This is a genomic window from Lysobacter yananisis (assembly GCF_031199375.1).
GTDB lineage: Bacteria > Pseudomonadota > Gammaproteobacteria > Xanthomonadales > Xanthomonadaceae > Lysobacter > Lysobacter yananisis.
This window is the reverse complement of record NZ_CP133568.1, coordinates 472032-493532: the sequence shown is the minus strand read 5'-3', so window position 1 is coordinate 493532 and position 21501 is coordinate 472032. Positions and strand designations below refer to the sequence as shown.

Here is a 21501-nt window from a genome sequence, read left to right as displayed (position 1 = left end):
CGGTCGCGGCCTGCGCCGCTCCTACACGCAGGAAATCGCGGTCAAGCCAGAGGCGGGCGGCCGCGATGGGCCGCCCGCGACGGGCTCACTTCAGTCGGTCGACGGCCTGATAGATCGCAGCGAGCGAGTGGCTGCGATTGCCGCTGCCGGCGACCGCGGCGATGGCGGCGTCGGCGTCCAGGCCGCGTTCGCCGGCCAGGCGCCGGATCAGCACCGCGGCCTCGTCGAGCCGCAGTTCGCGCACGTCGACGTGGGCGAAGCAACGGCCTGGCCGCACCAGCGCATCGTCGAGGTCACCGACATTCGGCAGGTTGGTCGAGAAGACGATCTTGCGGCCCTGCGCGCGCACCACGCCGTCGGCGATGGCGAGGAAGCGGTGCAGGTGTTCGTTGCCTTCGGCGCGCGGACGCAGCAGGTGATCGGCGTCTTCGACGACGAAGGCGTGGTCGTCGCCGGTGATGAATTTGACGTAGATCTCGTCGCACTCCAGCGCTTTCTTGTCGCCGGTGTACAGCGCCTGCGCGCTGCCTTCGTTGCGGCGCGAGATCTCGCCGAGGATGGCGCGGATCAACCGGGTCTTGCCGGTGCCGGGCCGGCCCTGCAGCACCAGCACGGTTTCCTTGGCGCGCAGGTAGCGGTCGATGAAGCCGGCGACGTCGCCGATTTCGGGGTAGGCCTCGTCGAGCAGCACGTCGTCGGCGAGCTCCTCGATGCTGGCGCTTTGCAATTCGCCGTTGCCGCTGAGGAAGTTCCAGTCGATGGAGAACATCGGCTCGCGGATCCGCACCGGTTCGATGCGCGCCTGCACGGTTTGCAGGACCGCTTCGGCGCGTTCGACCGAGTCGGCCCAGACGCCGAAATAAAACGAACAGTAATCGGCCTTGCTGCCGGCGCGGGCATCGACGAACACGCCTTCGCCGTCGAGCAGCAGGTTGCGGCCGCTGGGGCGGTGCGCGCTCAGGCCGAGCTGGGTCGCGAGGTCGTCGAACATGGCGTCGACGTGGGTGCGCGCGGCCAGGCGCAGCGAGCGGTGGATCGGGTAGCGGGCGACGCCGCGGTCGAGCGCGGCGGCGAGGCGGGTGTGAGGATCAGCGAGGACAGGTCCCAAAGCTGATGATTGAAGACAGCGCCGTAAGGCGAGTGGTCGGTACTCATGATGATGTGGGCGAGCCGCCCGGGTTGGGGGCGCGGCGTCCGTTGCCGCGACTGGAACGCGCCGGCCGGAGACGGCGGGCGCGCGCATTGTCCGGCCGCAGACGGCCGGAGGGAACCGGGTGTCCGTTCGGAAGCGACGAACGGAGCGGGTCGTGCAGCCGGCGGGAGGCGTTCGATCGACGCCGCCTCGGCGAGCGGCGCAACGCGCCCGCTTGTCCGGCGTAGGGCGGCGAAACCACACCGGCCATCCGGCCGCGAGCGATGACACCCGATCGTCAGCCCGGCCGCAGGCGGCCGGGCGCGATCCGATCCGCGGCCGACAGCGGCCGCAGCGGCAACTTACAGCACCACCGGCGGCTCGCCGCCGACGATGACCACATCCGCCTTGCGTCGCGCGAACAGGCCGACCGCGACCACGCCCGGGATCTGGTTGAGCGCGTTTTCCAGCTTGACCGGTTCGGCGATGGCCAGGTTGTGGATGTCGAGGATGACGTTGCCGTTGTCGGTGACCACGCCGTTGCCGGCCGCGTCCTGGCGCCACACCGGCTGGCCGCCGGTGATCGCCACGATCTGGCGCGCGACCAGGCTGCGCGCCATCGGGATCACTTCCACCGGCAGCGGGAACTTGCCGAGCACCTTGACCTGCTTGGACGGGTCGACGATGCAGACGAACTTGGCGCTGGCCTCGGCGATGATCTTCTCGCGGGTCAGCGCGGCGCCGCCGCCCTTGATCAGGCACTTGTTCGGATCGCACTCGTCGGCGCCGTCGACGTACAGCGACAACTGGCCGGCGCTGTTGAGGTCGAGCACCTCGATGCCGAGTTCGCGCAGCAGCGCCGTGCTCTGTTCCGAGCTGGACACCGCGCCCTTGATGCGCTCCTTGATCCGGCCCAGGGCCTGGATGAAATAGGCGACGGTGGAGCCGGTGCCGACGCCGACGATCATGCCGTCTTCGATGTAGTCGATGGCTTTTTCGGCTGCCAGGCGCTTGGTTTCGCTCATGTTCGTCCAGGGTGTGGTGGTTGGGTACGGGAACAGGGAATGGGCAAACAGGGCATCGGGAGACGCGGGAGCCGCTGTCGCGAATCTCCGTTGCCGTTGCCGATGCCCCGCTCCCGGCGACATCACTCCATCGCCAGCAACAGCTTCCATTGCGCCGCCGACACCGGCAGCACCGAGAGTCGGTTGCCGCGACGGGTCAGGGCGAAGTCCTCGCCGAGTTCGTCGGCGCGGGCCTTGATCTCGTCGAGCGCGATGGTGCGCGAGAGCTTGCGTTCGAACGCCACGTCCACCAACAGCCAGCGCGGGTCCTCGCGGGTGCTCTTGGGATCGTGGTAGTCGGACTTGGGATCGAACTGGGTCGGGTCCGGATACGCCTCGGCGGCGATGGTGGCGATGCCGACGATGCCGGGCACCGCGGTGTTGGAGTGATAGAACAGAACGCCGTCGCCCACCTTCATGCCGTCGCGCATGTAGTTGCGGGCCTGGTAGTTGCGCACGCCGTTCCATGGCTCGGTGCGTACGCGTTCAAGATCGTCGATGGAGAAGGTGTCCGGTTCGGACTTCATCAGCCAGTAGCGGCGTCGTGCGGTCATGCGGGGGGCTCGCAAGGTTCGGATGCGGGGGCAGTCGCATCGCGGTTGGGGGATCTCAGACGTACAGCGCGGAGCGGCAGTCCACGGTGCCGGCTTCGGTGCACACGGCGTCCAGCGCGACATCCCAGTCGGCGGCGTCGAGGCGCTCGACGCGCTGCAGTTCGAAGCCGGCGCCGACCAGCCAGGGCGGGGCGGGGCGGCGTTGGCGGAAGGCGAGGCTGCGATCGTACCAGCCGCCGCCCATGCCGAGCCGGTGGCCGCGGCCGTCGAATCCGACCAGCGGCAGCACGATCAGGCTCATCTGCTCGGGTTCGAGCAGCGATTCGGGCGCCAGCGCCGGCTCGGGGATGCCGAACCGGTTGGCGACCAAGGCGTCGCCCGGGCGCCACGGCGCGAAACGCAGGCGCTGGTCGGCGTGCAGCACCGGCAGGCAGTAGACGCAATCGCGCGGCAGGCGCAGCTGCCAGGCGTGCAGGGCGATTTCGCCGTCCATGGCCCAGTAGCCGGCGACGTAGCCCGACGGCGGCGCGAACGGCAGCGCGAGCAGTTGCGCGGCGAGCGCCTCGGCGCCGCCGATGCGGGCGGCGGCGGGCAGGTTGCGGCGGCGCGCGCGCAGTTCGCGGCGCAGGGTGGTGCGGTCGTCCGTCATGCGGTCGGGGGGCTCGGCATGGTGGGTGCGGGGCGAGGGCGGGCCCGCGTACATAAGGAAACGGGCGCGAAATCACCTGGGGTGACGTCGCGCCCGTTCCGGGAAAAGTAGTCCTCCGCCAATGGCGATGCTTGCGAAACGACCTTGAACCCGGGGTTCAAGTGGGAACGCTTGGACGCCTTCGGGCTTCCCGCTGCGAGGCGGACCTGCACTCCAGGCTTCCGGCGCGTCCCCGGTGTCGTCATTAAGGGACAAGGCGAATGTTTGCGCACGCCGTCGCGCACAGCAGAGGACGTGCGCGCAGTATAGCGCGCGCATGCCGGCAGGCGAATCCGCTCGTCGGCGATGGTTCATGCGTTCGTCGTCGCGCGGCATGAACGGGGCGCGGCGTGACGCGCGTCGCGCCGCGTCGCAGCGTGCGCGCGCGGTTTCCGTTAACGAGAACGAGGTCGCGATGTGCGCGTCGTGCCGGTTCGCGGCGCGCGATCGGCCGGGCGGCGCCGTCGTCGCGTTGCCGAGACGATGCGGCGGCGGATCGCTTCAGCGCGAGGCCGCGTCGAACAGGCTGTCGAGCTTGCGGTGCAGGTCGTCAAGGGTGCGCGCCAGCTCGCGTTCGCGGCCGCCGCTTTCGCCGCGCAGCTGTTGCAGTTCGTGGGCGAAGTTGAGCGCGGCCAGCACCGCGACGCGGTCGAGCGCGGCCATGCGGTTGCCGCCGCGGATCTCGCGCATCTTGCCGTCGAGCATGCGCGCGGCGGCGAGCAGGTCTTCGCGTTCGTTGGGCTCGCAGCCGACCGTGTACTCGCGGTCGAGCAGGCGGATGCTGACGGCTTCGCTCGTCGTACTCATGCGGGCAGGCTCATGGGCGAGTTCGGGGGACTGCGTGTGCGGCGGGGACGTGCTCAGGTGTGCTGCTCCAGCGACTTGAGCCGGGCGATCATGGCTTCGACGCGGGTGCGCGCCTGTTCGTTCTTGGCCAGCAGGGCCGAACGTTCGCCGACCAGTTGCTCCTGCTGCTGGCGCAGGCTGCGGTTCTCGTCGCTGAGCCGGCGCACGCGGTCGCCGAGTTCGTCGACCCGGGCGAGCACGGCTTGCAGTTCGGCGATCAGTTCGGCGCGATCCATCCCGGCACGATGGCAGGAGCGGGCGGGGGTGGTCAAGGCGGACGCGCGGCCGGTTGCGCCGCGGTTGCGGCAGCGGATGTCCGGCGCGGCGTGGCGCGCGGCACAGGGCAGGACCTGTCTGCCTGCCGTATTCAGCGACGATGCGGCTCGTCGCGAGCGGATTGCGGGGGGCGGCTCGCATCCGATCGGCCCCCACGCCGCGGCCGGCGTGGGGGCGGACCACCGCGCAGCCGGCGTGGCGAGGCCGGCCGCGCGGCGATCCTGTAACGCGAAGGCGCGAACCGGAACCGGGCCGTGGCCGGTCCCGGCGTCGCGGCCGGGCAGACTCGGGGCGAGCCCGGCGCGGACCGGACAGGCTCGGGACGGGCGCGCCCGTCCCCGCCCGGCTCAGGGCCGCAGTTCGAACAATGCCGGCAGCGGCGGCCGTTCCGACGGCACTTTGCGGAAACGGCCGAATCCGGCTTCGCTGGCCATGGCGCGGGCGCGCTTCTCGCCCATGAACGCGCCCAGCCCGGCGCCGTCGTGCGACAGCGAGCAGGTCATGCAGTACAGCGTGCTCTGCGGATACATGACCCGGCCGAACAGGTTCATGTTCTCGTGCAGTTCCTCCGACAGGTTGAGCTCGACCATCAGGTAGGTGCCGTCGTCGGCGGTCGCCGCGCGCAGGTCGCGCAGCATCTGCTGCGGGTCGGCGGCGTCGTGGATGACCACGAAGGTGGTCACGAAGTCGAACGTCTGCCCGACCAGGACGTCGGAATCGGCGACTTCGAAACTGACCCGGTCGGCGACGCCGGCCGCTACGGCATTCGCGCGCGCGCGTTCGATCGAAGGCAGGTGGAAGTCGCAGCCGACCACCCGCGACTTGGGATAGGCCAGGGCCATGGTGATCGCGGCCAGGCCGCTGCCGCAGCCGAAGTCCATGACCGTGCCGCCGGCGCGCAGCTTGTCCTCGACCCCGTCGAGCGAGGGAATCCAGCGCTGCACCAGATGGTGCTTGTACCAGGGCATGGTCATGCGCTCCATGCCTTGCCAGGTCTCCAGCGGGTAGGCCTCCTCCGGCGCGCCGCCGCCGTTGCGGAAGGCCTCGGCGATGCGCGGGGCCATGCTCACGAACGGCACGCTGAGCTGCAGGATGCCGCCGGCGAAGTAGGGCGAGTCCTCGTCGGCCAGCACCGGCGCGAACTCGTCGGGCAGGCGGTAGCGCCGCGCCTGCGGGTCGTAGTCGAGGTAGCCGCCGGTGACCATGCTGCCGAGCCACTCGCGCAGGTAGCGCGCGTTGAGGCCGGTGTCGCGCGCCAGTTCCTCCTGGGTCACCGCGCCCAGGCGCCACAGCGCCTTGAACAGGCCGACCTTGTCGCCGATGTAGAGCATCGCCCCGCGCAGGGTGTTGCCGTAGTCCTCCATGATCCGGGCCGAGAATTTCTCGACCTTGTCGGTGTCGATCGCGTTGCCGTCAGCCATTGCCGTGGTCCTCTCGAAGATGGGATCGCTTGAATGAAATGGAAGGCGCCGGCGCGCTCAGCGGCGGTGGCCGACTTCGCCGAGCACGCCGTCGACGATGGCCGCGGCCATGCCCAGGTGCGCCTGCGGTTCGAACAGCCGCGCCAGCCGGCCTTCGCCGACCGCGGCGAGCACGCGCGGATCGGCCTCGACCGCCTCGCGGATCGGCACGCGGTCGCGCTGGCAGGCCTGGGTCAGCTCGAAGATGATTTCGTAGGCGCTGCTCTTGCCGAGCTTGCCGGCCATCTCGAACACGAACGCTTCCATGCAGATCGAGTCGCTGAAGGCGCGCGCGTTGCGCTCCATCGCCGCGGCGTTGACGGTGAGGCCGGCGACGGTGTCGGTGAGCAGGCTGGTCGCCATCAGCGCGTAGTGCGAGACGTCGGCGACCGCGCACCATTCCAGGCGGGTGCCGCGGTAGTCGCGCTCGTGTTCCAGGATCATCGCGTCCAGCGCCAGCGCGACCTGGGCCTTGGCCAGCCGCGCCATCACCACCACCTGCTCGCAGCCCTCGGGATTGCGCTTGTGCGGCATGGTGCTGCTGCCGATCTGGTGCTCGTTCCAGCCGACCTCGACCTCGCCGATCTCCCAGCGGTTGAGGGTGCGGATCTCGTCGGCGGCGCGCGCCAGGGTCGCGGTCATCATCGCCAGGGTGCTGACGAATTCGGCGACGCGGTCGCGCGCCACGTGCCAGCCGGCCAGCGGCACGTCCAGGCCGAGCCGGCGCGCGAACGCTTCCAGCAGCGGCATCGCCTTGGGCCCGAACGCGGCCATGGTGCCGACGCCGCCGAACAGCTGCACCACCAGCACGCGCTGGCGCGCCTGGCGCAGGCGATCGCGGTGGCGCAGCAGTTCGTCGATCCAGCCGGCGACCTTGAGCCCGAAGGTGGTCGGCAGCGCCGGGATCGAATGGGTGCGCGCGACCATCACCGAGTTGCGGTGGCGGTCGGCCAGCGCCGACAGCCGCAGCAGCAGGCCGTCGAGCGCTTCGTCGAGGGTGTCGAGCACGTCGCGCAGTTCCAGCGATTGCGCGGTGTCCTGGATGTCCTGGGTGGTGGCGCCGTAGTGGACGAACTCGCGCGCGTCGGGGTTGCAGGCGTCCTGCAGCGCGTGCAGCAGCGGCATCAGCGAGTGGCCGGTGCGGGCCACGCCTTCGGCGATGCGTTCCAGGTCCATCGCCGGCAGCACCGCGCGGCGCTGGATCTCCAGCGCCGCCGCGCGCGGAATCATGCCGACGTCGGCCTGGGCCATGGCCAGTGCGGCTTCCACGTCGAGCCAGCGCTGCAGGCGGCAGCGGCTGCAGAAGATCGCGCGGGTGGCGGCGTGGGCGTAGCCGCCGCCGTGGGTCTTGGAATCGAGTACGTGGCTGTGCTCGTGCCGGCAATCGGCGAGCGCGTGGGTGTGGCCGTCGGCGCAATGGGCCGAGGCGGTGAACGCCGCGGGCGGCGGCAGCGGGATTTGGACCAGGGTCTGGGGTTCCATCGCATTCCTTCCGTTCTCGGTGGCGGGGTGGAAACGCTTGCGGTTGCGATGTTGCGTTCAGTGCCCGGACGCGGTTGCGCCCGGTGTGTCATGCGCGCCGTCGCCGGCGACCAGGTCGACCATGTCGGCGGCCAGTCCTACGTAGGTCACCGGATCGAGCAGGTCCTCCAGCGCCTGCGCAGCGAACGCGCCGCGGATGCGCGCGTCGCCGAGCAGCGCGTCGCGGAACGGCAGTTCGCCGTGGCGCGCGTGCATGGAGGCTTCGTGGACCAGTTCGTGCGCGGTCTGCTTGCCGACGCACTCGCCCAGCGCCAGCATCACCCGCTCCGACAGCAGCCGGCCGCCGAGCAGGTCGAGGTTGCTGCGCATGCGTTCGACCCGGATCTCCAGGCCGGCCGCGAGCACTTCGTCCATGCGCGCCAGCAGCGCGCCGGCGTAGACGAAGATTTCCGGCAGCGCCGCCCATTCGATCCGCCACGCGGTGCCGTCGCGTTCGTGCTGGTGGAACGCGGCGTCGGTGAGCGCCAGCATCTGCGCGCGGATCATCCGCGACAGCGCGCTGATCAGGTCGATGGTCGAGGGGTTCTGCTTGTGCGGCATGGTGCTGCTGCCGATCTTGCCGGCCGGCGCGCCCTCGCGGACTTCGTCGATCTCGGTGCGCTGCAGGTGGTAGACCTCGTTGGCGATGCGCCCGATCGTGACCGCGACCTGCACCAGCAGCCCGGCGACGTCGAGGATGCGGTCGCGCGCGCAGTGCCAGCTGGTGCGCGGCGCGCCCAGGCCGAGCCGGGCCAGGGTGCGCCGTTGCAGTTCGAAGCCGTGCGCGCCGAACGCGGCCATGGTGCCGACGGCGCCGGTGAGGTTGCCGACCATGACCCGTTCGTGCGCTTCGTCGAAGCGCTGCAGGTGGCGGTCGATCTCGTCGATCCACACCGCGACCTTATAGCCGAACGTGGTCGGCAGCGCCTGCTGGCCGTGGGTGCGCGCGACCATCGGCGTGCTGCGGTGGGCGCGCGCCAGCGCCAGCAGGTGTTCGCGGATCGAACGCAGCCGCGCCAGGGTCAGCGCCCAGGCCTGCCTGATCTGCAGCACCAGGCCGGTGTCGAGGATGTCCTGGGTGGTCACGCCGTAATGCACGTACTCGCCCCAGCCGCCGCCGCAGCGTTCGGCCAGGGCGCGGATGGTCGGCACCAGGATGTGGCCGGTGCGGCGGTTTTCCTGGCCCAGCGCGACCAGGTCGAACTGTTCGGCGCAGGCGGCGCGGTCGATTTCCCGCGCCGCCTGCGCCGGGATCAGCCCCATCTCGGCCTGGGTCAGCGCCAGCGCGCGCTCGACTTCCAGCCACTGGCGCAGTTGGTTGCGGTCGCAGAACACCGCGGCGAACTCCGGCGCGGAGTAGACGCCGCCGTAGAGGCGCGATTCGGTGACGTGGCTGGGCATGGCGGCGGGCTCGGCTGGCTGGCTTGTAAGGGGCTGGCTCGTGAGGGGCTGGCTCGTGAGGGGCTGGCGGGTGGCGGCGGGCTTACTGCACGGCGCGCATCTCGTCCCAGACCGCGTCGTAGTACGCGCGCTCGACCCGGAAGTGCTGCGCCAGCGAGGTCAGGAACGACTTCTGGAAGGCGTGGTCGGGCAGGCGCTTGGCGATCAGCGACCACTCGCGCTTGGCCCGCGGCGGCACCAGGCTGACGTGGATGCGGTAGTACTCGGCCTCGTCCTCGCTGAGGCCGGCCTTGAGCAGCGCCTTGTACAGCTTCTCGTGGTTGCCCGGCACGACGATCTCGGTGATGTAGAACACCGCCAGGCCCCAGCCCACGTCCGGGTTGCGGAAGCTGCGCACGCGGTTGTTGAGGTAGGCGATCTCTTCCGGCAGGGTGCTGACCGCCTGGAAATCGGCGTCCAGGCCGATCGCGCGCAGCAGCTTGGCGAGCAGGCGCGGGTGCGAGCCTTGTTCGCTCTCTTCGCCGAGTTCGCCGTAGAGATAGCGGCCCAGCGCGGCGGCTTCGTCGACGTCGACCAGGTTGACCAGCAAGTCGGCGGCGTCGCGGTACAGGCGGAAGGTGCGGAACCACTGTCGGCGCAGGAACACCTGCAGCTGCGCGCGGCTGGCGCGGCCTTCGAAGATGTATTCCGACATCGGGTGCTTCTCGCGCGAGCGCGCCGCGACTTCCTGCTCGATGCGGGCGAGGAACTCGGCTTCCGACAGCGCGTGCGGCACGTCGGCCGCGGGGATGTGGCGCTCCTCGACGCGGTAGCCCTCGTTGGACAGCCAGCGCCGGGTCAGCGCGGTGCCGGTGTCGTCGCTGAGCGAGAGGATGTACAGCAGCTTCTGGTATTCGTGGTGCGCGTCGCGGTCGCCCTTGAGCGCGGTTTCGGCCAGTTCCGACAGGGTCTTGCCGGCGGTCTGCAGGTGCGCGTACGGCGCCTCGGGATGCAGGGCGCGGGCCAGGATGCGGGCGCGGTTGCTCTGCAGCGAGTCGAGCTGGGGCAGCGAATGATTCGGGGCGACGCTGGCGGGCATGGTGGCGTTCATGACTGCGTTCATGGCGTGGGCTCAGTGGAAGGAGGGGCCTTGCATCTGGCGCCACAGCAGATCGAAGTAGGCGCGGTTGATGTCGAAGTGGCGGGCCAGCGACTGCATGAAGGTGCGCTGGAAGGTTTCGCTTTGCGCGTACTTGGCGATCAGCTCCCACATCTCCTCGGTGTCGATCTCGTCCTGGGTGCCGTGCAGGCGGTGGAACTCGCTCGGTCCCTCGGGCACGCCCATGCGCTGCAGCAGCTCGTAGATGCGCAGGTGGTTGACGCAGCTGACCGATTCGACCGCGTACAGCAGCGACAGGCCCCAGGCCACGTCGGTGTGGCGCACGCAGCGGATGCGGTTGTTGAGGTAGGCCTTTTCCAGCGGGTGCAGCGCGGCGAAATCGATCCGCAGCGGGATCTCGAAGTGGGTCATCAGGTGCGAGAGCAGCGCCGGATGCGAGCGATCGGGCGTTTCCGCGCCGGCTTCGCCGTAGAGGTTGCGGTAGAACACCGAGGCGTCGCGGATGTCCTCGAAGCGGAACGCCAGCTCGGCCAGCAGGCTGTAGAAGTTGTACGAGCGGATCCAGTGGTGCTCGAGGAAGAAGCGGACGTCCCGCTCGGAGGGTTGGCCCTGGAACAGGTATTGCGACATCGGGTGGCGCACGCGGGTGCGCGATTCGATTTCGGCGTCGATGGCGGCGCGGAACTGTTCCACCGGCACCGGCTGGAAGTCGGGCAGCGCGGGGGCGAATTCGTCCTCGACCCGATAGACCTGGCTGGCGAGCCAGCGCCGGGTCGGTTCGCTGGCCGGATCGGCCGGCAGGTGCAGGTCGAGCAGGATCGACTGGTACTGCGCGTAGGCCTCGGAGTCGCCGGCCAGGCCGCGGCGGGTCAGCGCCAGCAGTTCGTCGGCGGCGAGCGCGAGTTGCGCGTAGGACGCGTCCGGGCGCAAGGCCTGGATGAGCGAGTCGGGCGCCGCGGCCAGGGCCGAGTGCGGCGCGGACGGCGGTTGCGGTACGGCGGCGTGGGTGTCGTCGAGGATCATGCGGGTGGCGCTCATGTGTTCCCCTTTGGGCTGGCGGATGGATGGTTCGGCTGGCGGATGGAAGGCTGCGCGGTCTGTCGCGGATACGCAGGCGGACGCGCAGGCGGACGCGCCGCGACCGATGCGGTCGCGACCTGGGCGAGTCTTTGCAACGTCGAAACGGTTGAAGCCCCGAACGGCGCGTCGGCCGCCGCGATGCGGCGCGGCCCCGGCGCTACGGCCGCCCGGCGTGGGCGAGCGGCCGTCCCCTTGTCGCCCGGAGTCTCAGCGCGCGGCCGGCGCGCCGGATTCCAGGAACTGCTGGCGGCATTGCGCCGAGCAGAAGTAGTAGCCCACGCCCGACTGCTCGGCGTGGTGTTGCGTGGTTTCGATGTTCACCTGCATGCCGCAGATCGGATCGACCGCGCTGGCGGCGTCCTGCGTCTCGCAGGTGCGCGCGGCCGAACAACAGCTGCGCTGCGGGGCTGTGGTGCCATCGGACGGTTTCTCCAATGGATGCGGACCGCTCATGTGCTTCTCTCCCTCCAAGGCGTTGACTATCGGACAACATTCGACCGCACCGCGGCCGGGACACGAATCGAGCAGCATTTGCAGCAGGTCGCGGATGTGCACGAGCTCGGCGAGCTTGGCCTCGACGTCGGCGAGCTTCTGCGTGGTCGCCGCCTTGACCCCGGCCATGTCGCTGCCGCGGCTGCCGAGCAGGGCCAGCAGTTCGCGGATCTCGGCGAGGGTGAAGCCCAGGCTCTTGGCGCGGCGGACGAACTGCAGCCGCGCCACGTCCTTGGTTTCGAAGCGCCGATAGCCCGACAGCTGCCGCATCGGCAGCGGCAGCAGGCCCTGCCGTTCGTAGTAGCGCACGGTGTCGATGCCGACCCCGACGCGTTGCGCGAACTCCCCGATCTTCAACTCCCACCTCCGTGTCGTAAGGCGCCCGGTGCGTCGCCAGTGTTCGGTCTGGACCATAGTCCAGGGTCAAGCCTTTCCGCGGGTGTGAGGTCCGGATGAATATTGACCGGATTGGCTAATCCGAAATGTTCGGTCGATCTGCCGTTGCCGGACGCGAATCCATGGGGGTTGTGCGGCATTGCGCCGCGTTCGCGGCGTGACCGCGGTCGCGTTCGCACATAGACCCTCAGGGAAGGTCGCAGGACGCGCGGCGATGCGGCGCTTGCGGGAGCGCTGTCATGGCAGGGCTGTTGTGGGAGGGCCTTCAGGCCCGATGCCTTCCGGTCAGTTCGCCGCGATAGGAAACGAGAGCATCGGGCCTGAAGGCCCTCCCACAAGAGCTAAGGCATCGGGCCCCGCAGGCCCGCCGCCGAAGGCGCTCAGAATGCGGCGCGCACGTTCTGCGGCGGCTGCCATTGCTTGATGAAGGCCAGGCAGGCGTCGGCTTCCAGCGGCTTGGCCAGCCAGTAGCCCTGGATCTCGTCGCAGCCGTGCGCGCGCAGGAATTCCATCTGCTCTTCGAGTTCGACGCCCTCGGCGACCACGTTCAGGCCCAGCGAGTGGGCCATGGTGATGACGGTGGTGGTGATGGCTTCGTCGTCGGGATCGCGGGTCAGGTCGCTGATGAACTCTTTGTCGATCTTCAATGTGTTGATCGGCAGGCGCTTGAGATACGCGAGCGACGAATAGCCGGTGCCGAAGTCGTCCACCGCCAGCGCCACGCCGAGTTCGCGCAGCGCCTGCATGGTGTTGGAGGTGTGCGCGGCGTTGGACATGACCACGCTTTCGGTCAGTTCCAGCTCCAGCCGCCACGGCGGGATGCCGCTCTCGCTGAGCGCGCGGGCGACCATCTTCGGCAGGTCGCCGCGCAGCAGTTGGATCGCCGAGACGTTGACCGACACCGACAGCTGGTCGAGCCCGTGCTGGCGCCACTGGCGCAGGCGGCTGCAGGCCTCGCGCATCGCCCACTCGCCGATCTCCAGGATCAGCCCGCTTTCCTCGGCCAGCGGGATGAACTGGGTCGGCGGGATGTTGCCGTATTCGGCGCTGTGCCAGCGCAGCAGCGCTTCCACGCCGGTGATGCGCGCTTCCGGCAGCGACAGCCGCGGCTGGAACACCAGCCGCAGTTCGTTGCGGTCGAGCACCTTGCGCAGCGCCGCGGAAATCGTCGCGCGCTGGCGGATCTCGATGTCCATCGCCTCGGTGTAACGCATGAAGGTGCGCCGGCCGGCGGCCTTGGCCTGGTACATCGCGGTGTCGGCGTGCTTGAGCAGGTCGGTCGGCACCTGGGCGTGGTCGGGATAGACGCTGATGCCGATCGACGGCGAGATCGCCACGTCGTGGCGTTCGTCGAAGTCCAGCGGCGCTTCGAACGCCTTGATGATGCGCCGGGCCACGTCCTCGGCCTGCTCGGGCGTGTCCAGGTTTTCCAGCACCACGGTGAATTCGTCGCCGCCCAGGCGCGCCACGGTGTGTTCGGCGCCGACGGTTTCCTGCAGCCGCACCGCGGCCGCGCGCAGGATGCGGTCGCCGGCGGCGTGGCCGAGCGAATCGTTGATGTCCTTGAACCGGTCCAGGTCGAGGAACAGCAGGGCGATGCGGTGGCCGTGGCGGCGCGCACGCACGATCGCCCGCGACAGCCGCTCCGACAGCAGCGTGCGGTTGGGCAGGCTGGTCAGGGTGTCGTAGTTGGCGAGATAGCGCAGTTCCTGCTCGGCGCGTTTCTGGTCGGTGATGTCGGTCAGCACCGCGACGTAGTGGCCGCGCTGGCCGCTGCTGTCGAGCACGATGGACGCCTGCAGCCAGCACAGGAATTCGTTGCCGTCCTTGCGTTGCTGCCAGATCTCGCCGGACCAGCGGCCGCTGCGCTGCAGCTCGTCGCGCATGTCCGAGTAGAACTCCGGATCGTGCTGGCGGCTGTCGAGCAGGCCGGTGGTCTGGCCGATGACCTCGCCCTCGGGATAGCCGGTCATGCGCGAGAACGCGGGGTTGATCGAGACGAACACGAAGTCGCGGTCGAACACCGCGACCGCCTCGGCCATCGAGCGCAGCACTTCGCTGGCGATGCGGCGTTCGCGCTCGGCGCTGCGCACCGCGGTGACGTCGCGGCCGGTGCCGGCCACGCGCACCGGATGGCCTTCGCCGTCGCGCTCGACCACCCGGCCGCGCGCCCGCACCCAGCCCCAGTCGCCCTTGGGCGTGCGCATGCGGTGCTCGGACAGGAACAGCGCGGCGTCGCCCTTGAGGTGCTTGCGCAGCAGCTCGGCGACCCGCGGCAGGTCGTCGGGGTGGATCTCGTGATCGTCGGCGATGTCGGCCTGCACGCCGATCTCGGGCGATTGCGCGTTGTGGTCGTCCACGCGCATGCGGTGCAGCTCGCGGCGCTTGAGGTCGTAGTCCCAGAACTGTTCGCCGGACGCCCACAGCGCCAGTTTCAGGCGTTCTTCGCGTTCGCGGATCTGGGTGAAGTAGCCGCGTTCGCGCTGGCGCGCGCGGTGCCAGCGCCAGCCGAAGCTCAGCAGCAGGCCGAGCGCGGCCAGCGCCAGGGCGGCGATCGCCAGCGGGTGCCGCCACAGCGGCGGATCCACGCCGACCGGAATGGTCAGCTCCTGGGTGTTCCAGACCCCGTCGCGGTTGGTCGACTGGGCGCGGAACAGGTAGCGCCCCGGCGGCAGGCGGGTGTAGGTGATGTCCTGGCGCGGGCCGTTGTCGATCCAGTCGCGGTCGAACCCGTCCATGCGGTAGCGATAGCGGATGCCGCTGTTGGGGCCGAAGTCGAGCGCGCCGATGCGCAGGCGCAGGATGCCGGCGCCGTCGGGGATTTCGAGCTTGGACGACTGCCACAGCGCGCTGGAGCCGGCGCTGGTGTCCGAGCCGATCCAGGCGCCGAGCAGGCGCACCGGCGGGGTGTAGCGCGAGTCGGCGATGCGCGCCGGATCGAACAGGTTGAGCCCGCGCACGCCGCCAAAGGCCAGGCGCCCGTCGGCCAGCGCGGCGACCGCGCCGGCGTTGAATTCCAGGTCCTGCAGGCCGTCGGCCAGGCCGTAGCGGCGCACCAGCGAGGCGCCCGGGTCGAAGCGCAGGATGCCGGTGTCGGTGCCCAGCCACAGGCGGCCGTCGGGACGCTCGGCGATGGTGAACACCACCGGCACCGGATGGTCGCCGAGCACTTCGGCCAGCGGGTGCTCGAAGCGGATGCGGCCGTCGCCGAATTCCACCACCCGGCTCAGCCCGGCCGGGGTGCCGACCCAGATCGAGCCGTCGGCGGACTGGTGCAGCGCGCGCACCACGTTGCCTGGCAGGCTGTCGGCCTGGTCGGTGACGTGGCGGTAATGGCGCAGGTAGCCGGTCTTGGGATCGAGCAGGTCCAGGCCGTCGCCGGTGCCGAACCAGATGCGTCCGTGGCGGTCCTCCAGGATCGCGTTGACGCGCGGATGGCTCAGGCCCTTGGGGTCGCCCTCGCGGTAGGCGTAGCGCACCAGCACGCCGCTGTCGGGCAGGTAATGCAGCGCGCCGATGTCGTCGCTGCCCAGCCACAGGCTGCCGTCGCGGGCGAAGCGCAGGCTGCGCAGGGCGGCGTCCTTGTAGCCGCGCAGGTCGACCGGCTCGATCCGGCCGGTGCCCGGGTCCAGCCGCAGCAGGCCACCGGAAGTGGCCAGCCACAGCCGGCCCGGCGGCACCGGTTTGGGCGCGTCACTGGCGGTCGCCGTGGCCGCGTCGGCATCGGCGGGCCCGGTTTCGGGCTGGCGCGCGATCGCCGCCACCTGGCGGGCGTTCGCCGGCAGCAGCGAGGTCATGTCCTGGAAGCGGTCGCCGGACAGGTCGTAGCGGCGCAGGTGGGCGTTGTCGGTGCCGATCCAGATCGCGCCGCTGTCGTCCTGGGCCAGGGCGCGGATGCTGGCGTCGGCGGCGGCGCGGTCCGGGCGCGCGTCTTCCAGGTCGAGCACATAGCTGAAACGGGTGCCGCGCGGATCGGCCACGGCCACGCCGCGGAAGATGCCGCCGGCCCACAGCAGGCCGCCGTGGTCGATCATCAGCGCATCGACGGTGTTTTCCGGCAGGCTGGCCTCGACTCCGGGCTCGGCGTGGACGCGCTGGCTGTGGCCGGTCTGCGGGTCGTAACGGTACAGGCCGGTGCCGAAACCGGCGATCCACAGGCGGTGGTCGGGCGCCTCGGCCAGGGCGCGCGCGTCGCGCAGGCCGGCCAGGGCTTCGTCCTCGATCTTGACCAGCACGCCGGTGCGGCCGTCGAGCCGGTACAGGCCGTCGCCGCCGCCGGCCCAGAGCACGCCGCGGTGATCGATCAGCACGCTGCGCAGCGCGATCGCCGCGCCGATGCGCTCGACCCGGCCGTCGACGCGGATGCGGTGCAGGCCGGCGGCGCTGGCGAACCAGGCGCTGCCGTCGCGGCCCTCGGCCAGGCCCTGCCACGGCGCCGGGCGGGTGGCTTCGCCGGGCAGCGCCAACAACAACTCGCGGGTGCCGGTCTGCGGGTCCAACCGTTCCAACCCGGCAAGGGTGCCGATCAGCACCTGCTCGCGCCACGGCAGCAGCGACACCACCTGGCGTCCGGCCTGCGACTCGGGCGCGCCGTAGCGGTGGATGCTGCCGCTGGCCAGGTCCAGCCGCGCCAGGTATTCCGAGTGCGTGCCGACCCACAGCGCGCGCTGGCCGTCGAGCGCCAGCGCGGTGACGTAGCTGTCGGGCAGGCTGGCCGGGTCGCGCGGATCGTGGCGGTAGGCGAGGTAGCGCTGGCCGTCGTAGCGGTGCAAACCGCCCTGGGTGCCGACCCAGACGAAACCGTGCGCGTCCTGGGCGAACGCGGTGACCGAGTTCTGGCTCAGGCCCAGCTCGCTGCCCAGGCGCGAGAAGTAGAAATCGCGGGTCGCCGCCGCCACGCGCTGCGGCCACGCCGCCGCGCACGACAGCAGGGCGATCAGGACGGCGGTCAACAGGGCGGCGGGGGACGAGGGACGCACGGACACCGTGGCGCAGGCACGCAAGAGCCGCAGTGTAGGCAGGCGCCGATGGCGGCAACAAGCACTTGCGCGCCCCGGTCGCGCTGCGCCGGCGCAACCGCGCGCGAAACCGTGCGCTGGCGCGGCTGCGGCCGGGCCGGTGTGTAGGCCGCGTGAGGGCCGGCGCGGCAAGCCGCGCGCGCGCTAAACTGCCCGCAATCCCCTTGATGGCGTGCCCGTGCCCGCGAATTCTCTTCCCCTGTTGTCCGAGGTCGAGGCCGAAAGCCTGGCCCTGACCCTCAGCACTTCGGCCGCCGAACTGCACGGCGCGCTGTGCGGCTGGCTCGCCGGCGGCGGCGCCGACGTGCGCGAATGGCCGGCGCGCGTGCTCGCCGACCCGTCCGCCGCGACCCCGGCCGCCGGCGGCGCGCTCGACCGCCTGCGCGCGGCCACGGTCGCGCAGATCGGCGACGCCGAGTTCGGCTTCGAACTGCTGCTGCCCGACGCCCAGGCCTCGCTGAGCGAACGCAGCGGCGCGCTGTTCGACTGGTGCCGCGGCTTCCTCGGCGGCTTCGGCCTGGCCGCGGGCGCGGCGCCGAACCTGTCGGAGGAAAGCCGCGAGGCGCTCGGCGACCTGGCCAAGTTCGCCGCCACCGCGCCGCAGGAAGAGGGCGACGAGGAAGACGAGGAAGCGCTGGCGGAACTGGAGGAATTCGTCCGCGTCGCCGCGCTCGGCCTGCACGGCGACGTGGCCCTGGCCGCGCGCCACCGCCAGCGGCTGAACTGAAATGCTGGCGGCGCTGACCATGCCGGCCAAGGCGCACGCGCGCCGGCGCCGGCAGCTGATGGAAATGGCCGGCCCCGACGCGATCGTGATCGTGCCGTCCGCGCACGAACTGATCCGCAGCCGCGACACCCATTACCCGTTCCGCCAGGACTCCGACCTGAGCTACCTCAGCGGTTTCCCCGAGCCCGAGTCGGTGCTGGTGCTGGTGCCCGGCCGCGTCCACGGCGAGGTGCTGCTGTTCTGCCGCGAGCGCGACCGCGAGCGCGAAGCCTGGGACGGGCCGCGCTACGGCCCGGAGGACGCGGTCGAGGCGTTCGGCCTGGACGACGCGTATCCGATCACCGACCTCGACGACATCCTGCCCGGGCTGCTGGAAGGCCGCTCGCGCGTGTACTACCACTTCGGCCGCGACGCCGAGTTCGACCTCAAGCTGATCGGCTGGCTCAACCGGGTGCGGGCGATGGTGCGCCAGGGCGCGCAGCCGCCGCACGAATTCCTGGAGCTTGGGCACCTGCTCGACGAGCTGCGGTTGTTCAAGGACCGCGACGAACTGCGCTTCATGCAGCGCGCCGCCGACATCAGCGTGCTCGCCCACGAGGCGGCGATGCGCGCGGCGCGGCCGGGCGTGCACGAGTACGAACTGCAGGCCGAGATCGAATGCGTATTCCGCCGGCATGAGGCCGAGTCCGCTTACGGCAGCATCGTCGGCGCCGGCGCCAACGCCTGCGTGCTGCACTACCGCGCCAACAACGCCCAGGCCCGCGACGGCGACCTGATCCTGATCGACGCCGGCGCCGAGTATCGCGGCTACGCGGCCGACATCACCCGCACCTTCCCGGTCAGCGGCCGCTTCAGCGCCGAACAGCGCGCGCTGCACGACCTGGTCGGCGCGGCCCAGGCCGCGGCGCTGGCGCAGGCGCGGCCGGGCGTGGCGTACGAAGCCGGGCACCTGGCCGCGGTCGAGACCCTGACCGAAGGACTGCTGCGGCTGGGCCTGCTCAAGGGCAGCCTGGAGCGCAACCTCGCCGAGGGCGGCTACAAGCGCTTCTACCGGCACAAGACCGGGCATTGGCTGGGCATGGACGTGCACGACGTCGGCGAATACCGCATCGACGGCGAGTCGCGCCTGCTCGAACCGGGCATGGTGTTCACCATCGAACCGGGCCTGTACGTCTCGCCCGACGACAGCACCGTGGAGCCGCGCTGGCGCGGCATCGGCATCCGCACCGAGGACGACGTGGCGATCACCAAGGAAGGCCACGAAGTGCTGACCGCGCGGCTGGCGCGCAGCGCCGATGAGATCGAGGCGCTGATGGCGCAGCGGCGGGCGGCGTAGGCCCGAGGCGGCGCGGACGTTCAACGGTCCGCGCGCAGCCCGCCGTCGTCATGCCCGCGGATGCGGGCATCCAGGGCTTCATCGCGACATGGCTCTGAAGTCTTTGGATCCCCGCTTTCGCGGGGATGACGGCTTAAGAGAGCCGCAACGCAGCGACTGTAGGAGCGGCGCGAGCCGCGACCGCGCCACCTCGCTCGCGACGAAGGTTTCGTCGTAATTGCGTTGTCGCGGTCGCGGCTCGCGCCGCTCCTACCGTCGGATTTCGATCATTCCCGCGGGCCCAACGTCTCCATCACCAGCTCGATGAACCGGCTCAGCTTCGGCAGCGGCCGGCGGTCGCGCGGGTACAGCAGGTGCACCGGCCGCGGCGGCGGCAGGTCGTCTTCGAACAGCGGCACCAGCCGGCCGGCGGCGATGTCTTCGGCCAGCAGCACTTCCGGTTGCAGCACGATCCCGCAGCCGTCCAGCGCCGCGCGCCGCAGCGCTTCGCCGTGGTTGGAAGCGAAGCGTCCGTGCAGGCGCAGCGCTTCGCCGCCGAGGCTGGCGAAACGCCAGCCGGCGTTGGGATGCCACAGCAGGTGGTTGAGGCAGCTGTGCCCGATCAGTTCGGCCGGGCTCGCCGGGGTGCCGCGCTCGCGCAGGTAGGACGGCGCCGCGCACACCATCATCCGGTACGGCCGCAGCGGCCGCGCGACCAGATGGTCGGAATCGGGCAGCGGGCCGATCCGGATCGCGGCGTCGTAGCCCTCGGCGATCAGGTCGGCGGCGCGGTCTTCCAGGGCGAGGTCGATGCTGACGTCCGGATAGGCGCGCAGGTAGGCGGTCGCCAGCGGCGCGATCGCGACCGTGCCCAGGGTCAGCGGCGCGCTGACCCGCAGATGCCCGCGCGGGCGCGCGCCGTCGCCGAGGCGCTCGGTCACGGTCTCGGCGCGGCGCACCTGCTCCAGCACCTGCCGCGCCTCGGCCAGGAACGCGGCGCCGGCCTCGGTCAGGCGCTGCTTGCGGGTGTCGCGCTGCAGCAGCCGCGCGCCCAGGCGCTCTTCCAACTGACGCACGTGCTTGCCGACCATCACCGCCGACAGCCGCTGCGCCTGCGCGGCGGCGGCGAAGCTGCCGGTGTCGGCGACCGAGACGAACACCGCCATCGCGCGCAGCAGGTCCATGGCTAACCCAGGGTTAGGGGAGCGCGAAATGCTAGCGCATTCACCGTGCACGCCACGGCGCGCAGACTGGACGCCTGTTTCCCCTCCCTGGAACGTCCCCATGAAGATCCTGCTCGTCGGCGCCAGCGGCACCCTCGGCCGCGCCATCGCCCAGACCCTGTCCCACCACGAGGTCCTCGCCGCTGGCCGCAGCAGCGCGCAGTACCCGGTCGACATCACCGACGACGCCAGCGTCGAGGCGCTGCTGCGCAAGACCGGCAAGCTCGACGCCATCGTCTCCGCTGCCGGCGCGCTGCACTTCGGCCCGCTGAGCGAAATGAAGCCGGCCGACTTCGCCATCGGCCTCAACGACAAGCTGCTCGGCCAGGTGCGGCTGGCGCTGCTGGGCCAGCATCACCTCTCCGATGGCGGCTCGATCACCCTGACCACCGGCATTGTCTCGGCCGAGCCGATCCGCGCGGGCGCCAACGCCAGCGCGGTCAACCGCGCGATCGAGGGTTTCGTCGCCGGCGCCGCCTGCGAACTGCCGCGCGGCCTGCGCATCAACGCGGTCAGCCCGAGCGTGCTGAGCGAATCGATGGACGCCTACGGCGCGTTCTTCCCCGGCTTCGAGCCGGTGCCGGCCGCGCGCGCGGCGCTGGCCTACCGGCGCAGCGTCGAGGGCGTGCAGAGCGGGCGGACGTTCGAGGTCTGGTGAGGCGGATGGAGGTAAGCAGGGCAGGAAGGCCGCGCGGCCTTCCTGCGCTCGCTCGAACCGAGGGCTCTGAGTCCCGAAGGCCCTTCCACGCTCAGTCGGCCCCGTCGCGCTTCAGCATCGCCTTGCCGCTGGCATGGTCGACCGGCGCGGAGGTGTGCTCGTGCACGATCTTCCAGCTCTCGCCGCGCCGCGCCAGCGCCGCGCTGATGCGGTTGTCGAGCGAGCGCAGGCGCGAGCCGTCGGCGGCGTACGCGGTGTAGGTCAGCAGCGCGTGGCCGTAGGCCAGTTCCGCGCCGGCCTGGGACTGCGCGTGGGCATGGGTCACCACGACGGTGTCCTCGCCGAGCGAGCCGAACCATTCCTGCGCCATCGCCCGCCACGCCGGCAGGCCGCGCAGTTCCCAGCGGCCCCACAGGTCGAACACGTGCACGTCTTCGTCGTACAGCGCGGCGAAGGCGTCGACGTCCTTGGCCTTCACCGCCGCGGCGTAGGCGTCGAGCGCGGCGAGGAAGGGATCGTGGCGGTCGTGCATGGCGGCGCTCCGGTGCGGG

At 70.8% G+C, this 21501-nt stretch carries 19 protein-coding genes and 1 other RNA gene; 4 read left to right on the top strand and 16 right to left on the bottom strand.

Features of this window, described 5'->3' with window-relative positions:
* Positions 1–85 precede the first annotated feature (85 nt).
* The 13 genes from RDV84_RS02150 to RDV84_RS02090 all read right to left on the bottom strand — a co-directional run bounded on the left by RDV84_RS02150 (position 86) and on the right by RDV84_RS02090 (position 11970).
* Positions 86–1108, bottom strand: a complete 1023-nt coding sequence (locus tag RDV84_RS02150; RefSeq protein WP_309152310.1) for an ATP-binding protein — start codon at positions 1106–1108, stop codon at positions 86–88.
* A gap of 386 nt (positions 1109–1494) precedes the next feature.
* Entirely contained in the window at positions 1495–2157 is a 663-nt protein-coding gene (gene rpiA, locus RDV84_RS02145) for a ribose-5-phosphate isomerase RpiA (RefSeq protein ID WP_057946366.1), read from the bottom strand.
* A gap of 122 nt (positions 2158–2279) precedes the next feature.
* On the bottom strand, positions 2280–2750 hold the full coding sequence (locus tag RDV84_RS02140) for an EVE domain-containing protein (protein WP_057946367.1): 471 nt from the start codon (positions 2748–2750) through the stop codon (positions 2280–2282).
* Positions 2751–2805: 55 nt separating this feature from the next.
* On the bottom strand, positions 2806–3399 hold the full coding sequence (locus RDV84_RS02135; protein WP_250445162.1) for a 5-formyltetrahydrofolate cyclo-ligase: 594 nt from the start codon (positions 3397–3399) through the stop codon (positions 2806–2808).
* Positions 3400–3507: 108 nt separating this feature from the next.
* Positions 3508–3694: non-coding RNA, 6S RNA (ssrS, locus tag RDV84_RS02130), on the bottom strand.
* A 245-nt stretch (positions 3695–3939) separates the two neighbouring features.
* Positions 3940–4245, bottom strand: a complete 306-nt coding sequence (locus RDV84_RS02125) for a cell division protein ZapA (protein ID WP_057946369.1) — start codon at positions 4243–4245, stop codon at positions 3940–3942.
* A 53-nt stretch (positions 4246–4298) separates the two neighbouring features.
* Positions 4299–4520: a TIGR02449 family protein gene (locus tag RDV84_RS02120; protein WP_057946370.1), complete on the bottom strand. Its 222-nt coding sequence runs from the start codon at positions 4518–4520 to the stop codon at positions 4299–4301.
* A gap of 387 nt (positions 4521–4907) precedes the next feature.
* Positions 4908–5981, bottom strand: coding sequence for a class I SAM-dependent methyltransferase (locus RDV84_RS02115; protein ID WP_057946371.1), 1074 nt, complete (start codon positions 5979–5981; stop codon positions 4908–4910).
* Between the two features lie 57 nt (positions 5982–6038).
* Positions 6039–7502: a class-II fumarase/aspartase family protein gene (locus RDV84_RS02110; RefSeq protein WP_309152309.1), complete on the bottom strand. Its 1464-nt coding sequence runs from the start codon at positions 7500–7502 to the stop codon at positions 6039–6041.
* A 57-nt stretch (positions 7503–7559) separates the two neighbouring features.
* Entirely contained in the window at positions 7560–8942 is a 1383-nt protein-coding gene (gene purB / locus RDV84_RS02105; RefSeq protein ID WP_309152308.1) for an adenylosuccinate lyase, read from the bottom strand.
* Between the two features lie 82 nt (positions 8943–9024).
* Positions 9025–10044 carry an HOASN domain-containing protein gene (locus RDV84_RS02100; protein ID WP_309152307.1) on the bottom strand — a complete coding sequence of 340 codons (1020 nt, stop codon included), beginning with the start codon at positions 10042–10044 and terminating at the stop codon, positions 9025–9027.
* A gap of 9 nt (positions 10045–10053) precedes the next feature.
* The gene (locus RDV84_RS02095) at positions 10054–11079 is read right to left on the bottom strand and encodes an HOASN domain-containing protein (protein ID WP_101943975.1); all 1026 of its coding nucleotides are present in this window, start codon (positions 11077–11079) and stop codon (positions 10054–10056) included.
* 249 nt (positions 11080–11328) lie between these two features.
* Positions 11329–11970, bottom strand: coding sequence for a MerR family DNA-binding protein (locus tag RDV84_RS02090; RefSeq protein ID WP_309152306.1), 642 nt, complete (start codon positions 11968–11970; stop codon positions 11329–11331).
* Positions 11971–12223: 253 nt separating this feature from the next.
* Here RDV84_RS02090 and RDV84_RS25740 point away from each other — a divergent pair, with 253 nt between their 5' ends.
* Positions 12224–12433, top strand: a complete 210-nt coding sequence (locus tag RDV84_RS25740) for a DUF6053 domain-containing protein (RefSeq protein ID WP_425606324.1) — start codon at positions 12224–12226, stop codon at positions 12431–12433.
* On the opposite strand, the gene RDV84_RS02085 is transcribed toward RDV84_RS25740, so the two are convergent.
* Entirely contained in the window at positions 12390–16961 is a 4572-nt protein-coding gene (locus tag RDV84_RS02085) for an EAL domain-containing protein (RefSeq protein WP_309152305.1), read from the bottom strand. The genes RDV84_RS25740 and RDV84_RS02085 overlap by 44 nt on opposite strands.
* Positions 16962–17205: 244 nt before the next feature.
* Between RDV84_RS02085 and RDV84_RS02080 the strand changes: the two genes are divergently transcribed.
* Both RDV84_RS02080 and RDV84_RS02075 read left to right on the top strand, forming a co-directional pair.
* Positions 17206–17754 carry a UPF0149 family protein gene (locus RDV84_RS02080; protein WP_078998390.1) on the top strand — a complete coding sequence of 183 codons (549 nt, stop codon included), beginning with the start codon at positions 17206–17208 and terminating at the stop codon, positions 17752–17754.
* Between the two features lies 1 nt (position 17755).
* Positions 17756–19090 (top strand): aminopeptidase P N-terminal domain-containing protein, encoded by a 1335-nt coding sequence (locus RDV84_RS02075; protein WP_309152304.1) that lies wholly within the window; start codon positions 17756–17758, stop codon positions 19088–19090.
* A gap of 266 nt (positions 19091–19356) precedes the next feature.
* On the opposite strand, the gene RDV84_RS02070 is transcribed toward RDV84_RS02075, so the two are convergent.
* Positions 19357–20253 (bottom strand): LysR family transcriptional regulator, encoded by an 897-nt coding sequence (locus RDV84_RS02070; RefSeq protein WP_309152303.1) that lies wholly within the window; start codon positions 20251–20253, stop codon positions 19357–19359.
* A gap of 100 nt (positions 20254–20353) precedes the next feature.
* On the opposite strand from RDV84_RS02070, the gene RDV84_RS02065 reads away from it, so the two are divergent.
* Complete coding sequence (locus tag RDV84_RS02065) at positions 20354–20950, top strand: short chain dehydrogenase (protein WP_078998393.1); 597 nt, start codon at positions 20354–20356, stop codon at positions 20948–20950.
* A 91-nt stretch (positions 20951–21041) separates the two neighbouring features.
* Here the strand turns inward: RDV84_RS02065 and RDV84_RS02060 are convergent, their stop codons facing one another.
* Entirely contained in the window at positions 21042–21482 is a 441-nt protein-coding gene (locus RDV84_RS02060) for a YybH family protein (protein ID WP_078998395.1), read from the bottom strand.
* Positions 21483–21501 lie beyond the last annotated feature (19 nt).

Bases quoted from the DNA above. Each gene is read 5' to 3' on its own strand.
- rpiA (WP_057946366.1), bottom strand. From the start codon at position 2,157: ATGAGCGAAACCAAGCGCCTGGCAGCCGAAAAAGCCATCGACTACATC.
- RDV84_RS02140 (WP_057946367.1), bottom strand. From the start codon at position 2,750: ATGACCGCACGACGCCGCTACTGGCTGATGAAGTCCGAACCGGACACC.
- RDV84_RS02135 (WP_250445162.1), bottom strand. From the start codon at position 3,399: ATGACGGACGACCGCACCACCCTGCGCCGCGAACTGCGCGCGCGCCGC.
- RDV84_RS02125 (WP_057946369.1), bottom strand. From the start codon at position 4,245: ATGAGTACGACGAGCGAAGCCGTCAGCATCCGCCTGCTCGACCGCGAG.
- RDV84_RS02120 (WP_057946370.1), bottom strand. From the start codon at position 4,520: ATGGATCGCGCCGAACTGATCGCCGAACTGCAAGCCGTGCTCGCCCGG.
- RDV84_RS02115 (WP_057946371.1), bottom strand. From the start codon at position 5,981: ATGGCTGACGGCAACGCGATCGACACCGACAAGGTCGAGAAATTCTCG.
- RDV84_RS02110 (WP_309152309.1), bottom strand. From the start codon at position 7,502: ATGGAACCCCAGACCCTGGTCCAAATCCCGCTGCCGCCGCCCGCGGCG.
- purB (WP_309152308.1), bottom strand. From the start codon at position 8,942: ATGCCCAGCCACGTCACCGAATCGCGCCTCTACGGCGGCGTCTACTCC.
- RDV84_RS02100 (WP_309152307.1), bottom strand. From the start codon at position 10,044: ATGAACGCAGTCATGAACGCCACCATGCCCGCCAGCGTCGCCCCGAAT.
- RDV84_RS02095 (WP_101943975.1), bottom strand. From the start codon at position 11,079: ATGAGCGCCACCCGCATGATCCTCGACGACACCCACGCCGCCGTACCG.
- RDV84_RS25740 (WP_425606324.1), top strand. From the start codon at position 12,224: ATGCGGCGCTTGCGGGAGCGCTGTCATGGCAGGGCTGTTGTGGGAGGG.
- RDV84_RS02075 (WP_309152304.1), top strand. From the start codon at position 17,756: ATGCTGGCGGCGCTGACCATGCCGGCCAAGGCGCACGCGCGCCGGCGC.
- RDV84_RS02070 (WP_309152303.1), bottom strand. From the start codon at position 20,253: ATGGACCTGCTGCGCGCGATGGCGGTGTTCGTCTCGGTCGCCGACACC.
- RDV84_RS02065 (WP_078998393.1), top strand. From the start codon at position 20,354: ATGAAGATCCTGCTCGTCGGCGCCAGCGGCACCCTCGGCCGCGCCATC.
- RDV84_RS02060 (WP_078998395.1), bottom strand. From the start codon at position 21,482: ATGCACGACCGCCACGATCCCTTCCTCGCCGCGCTCGACGCCTACGCC.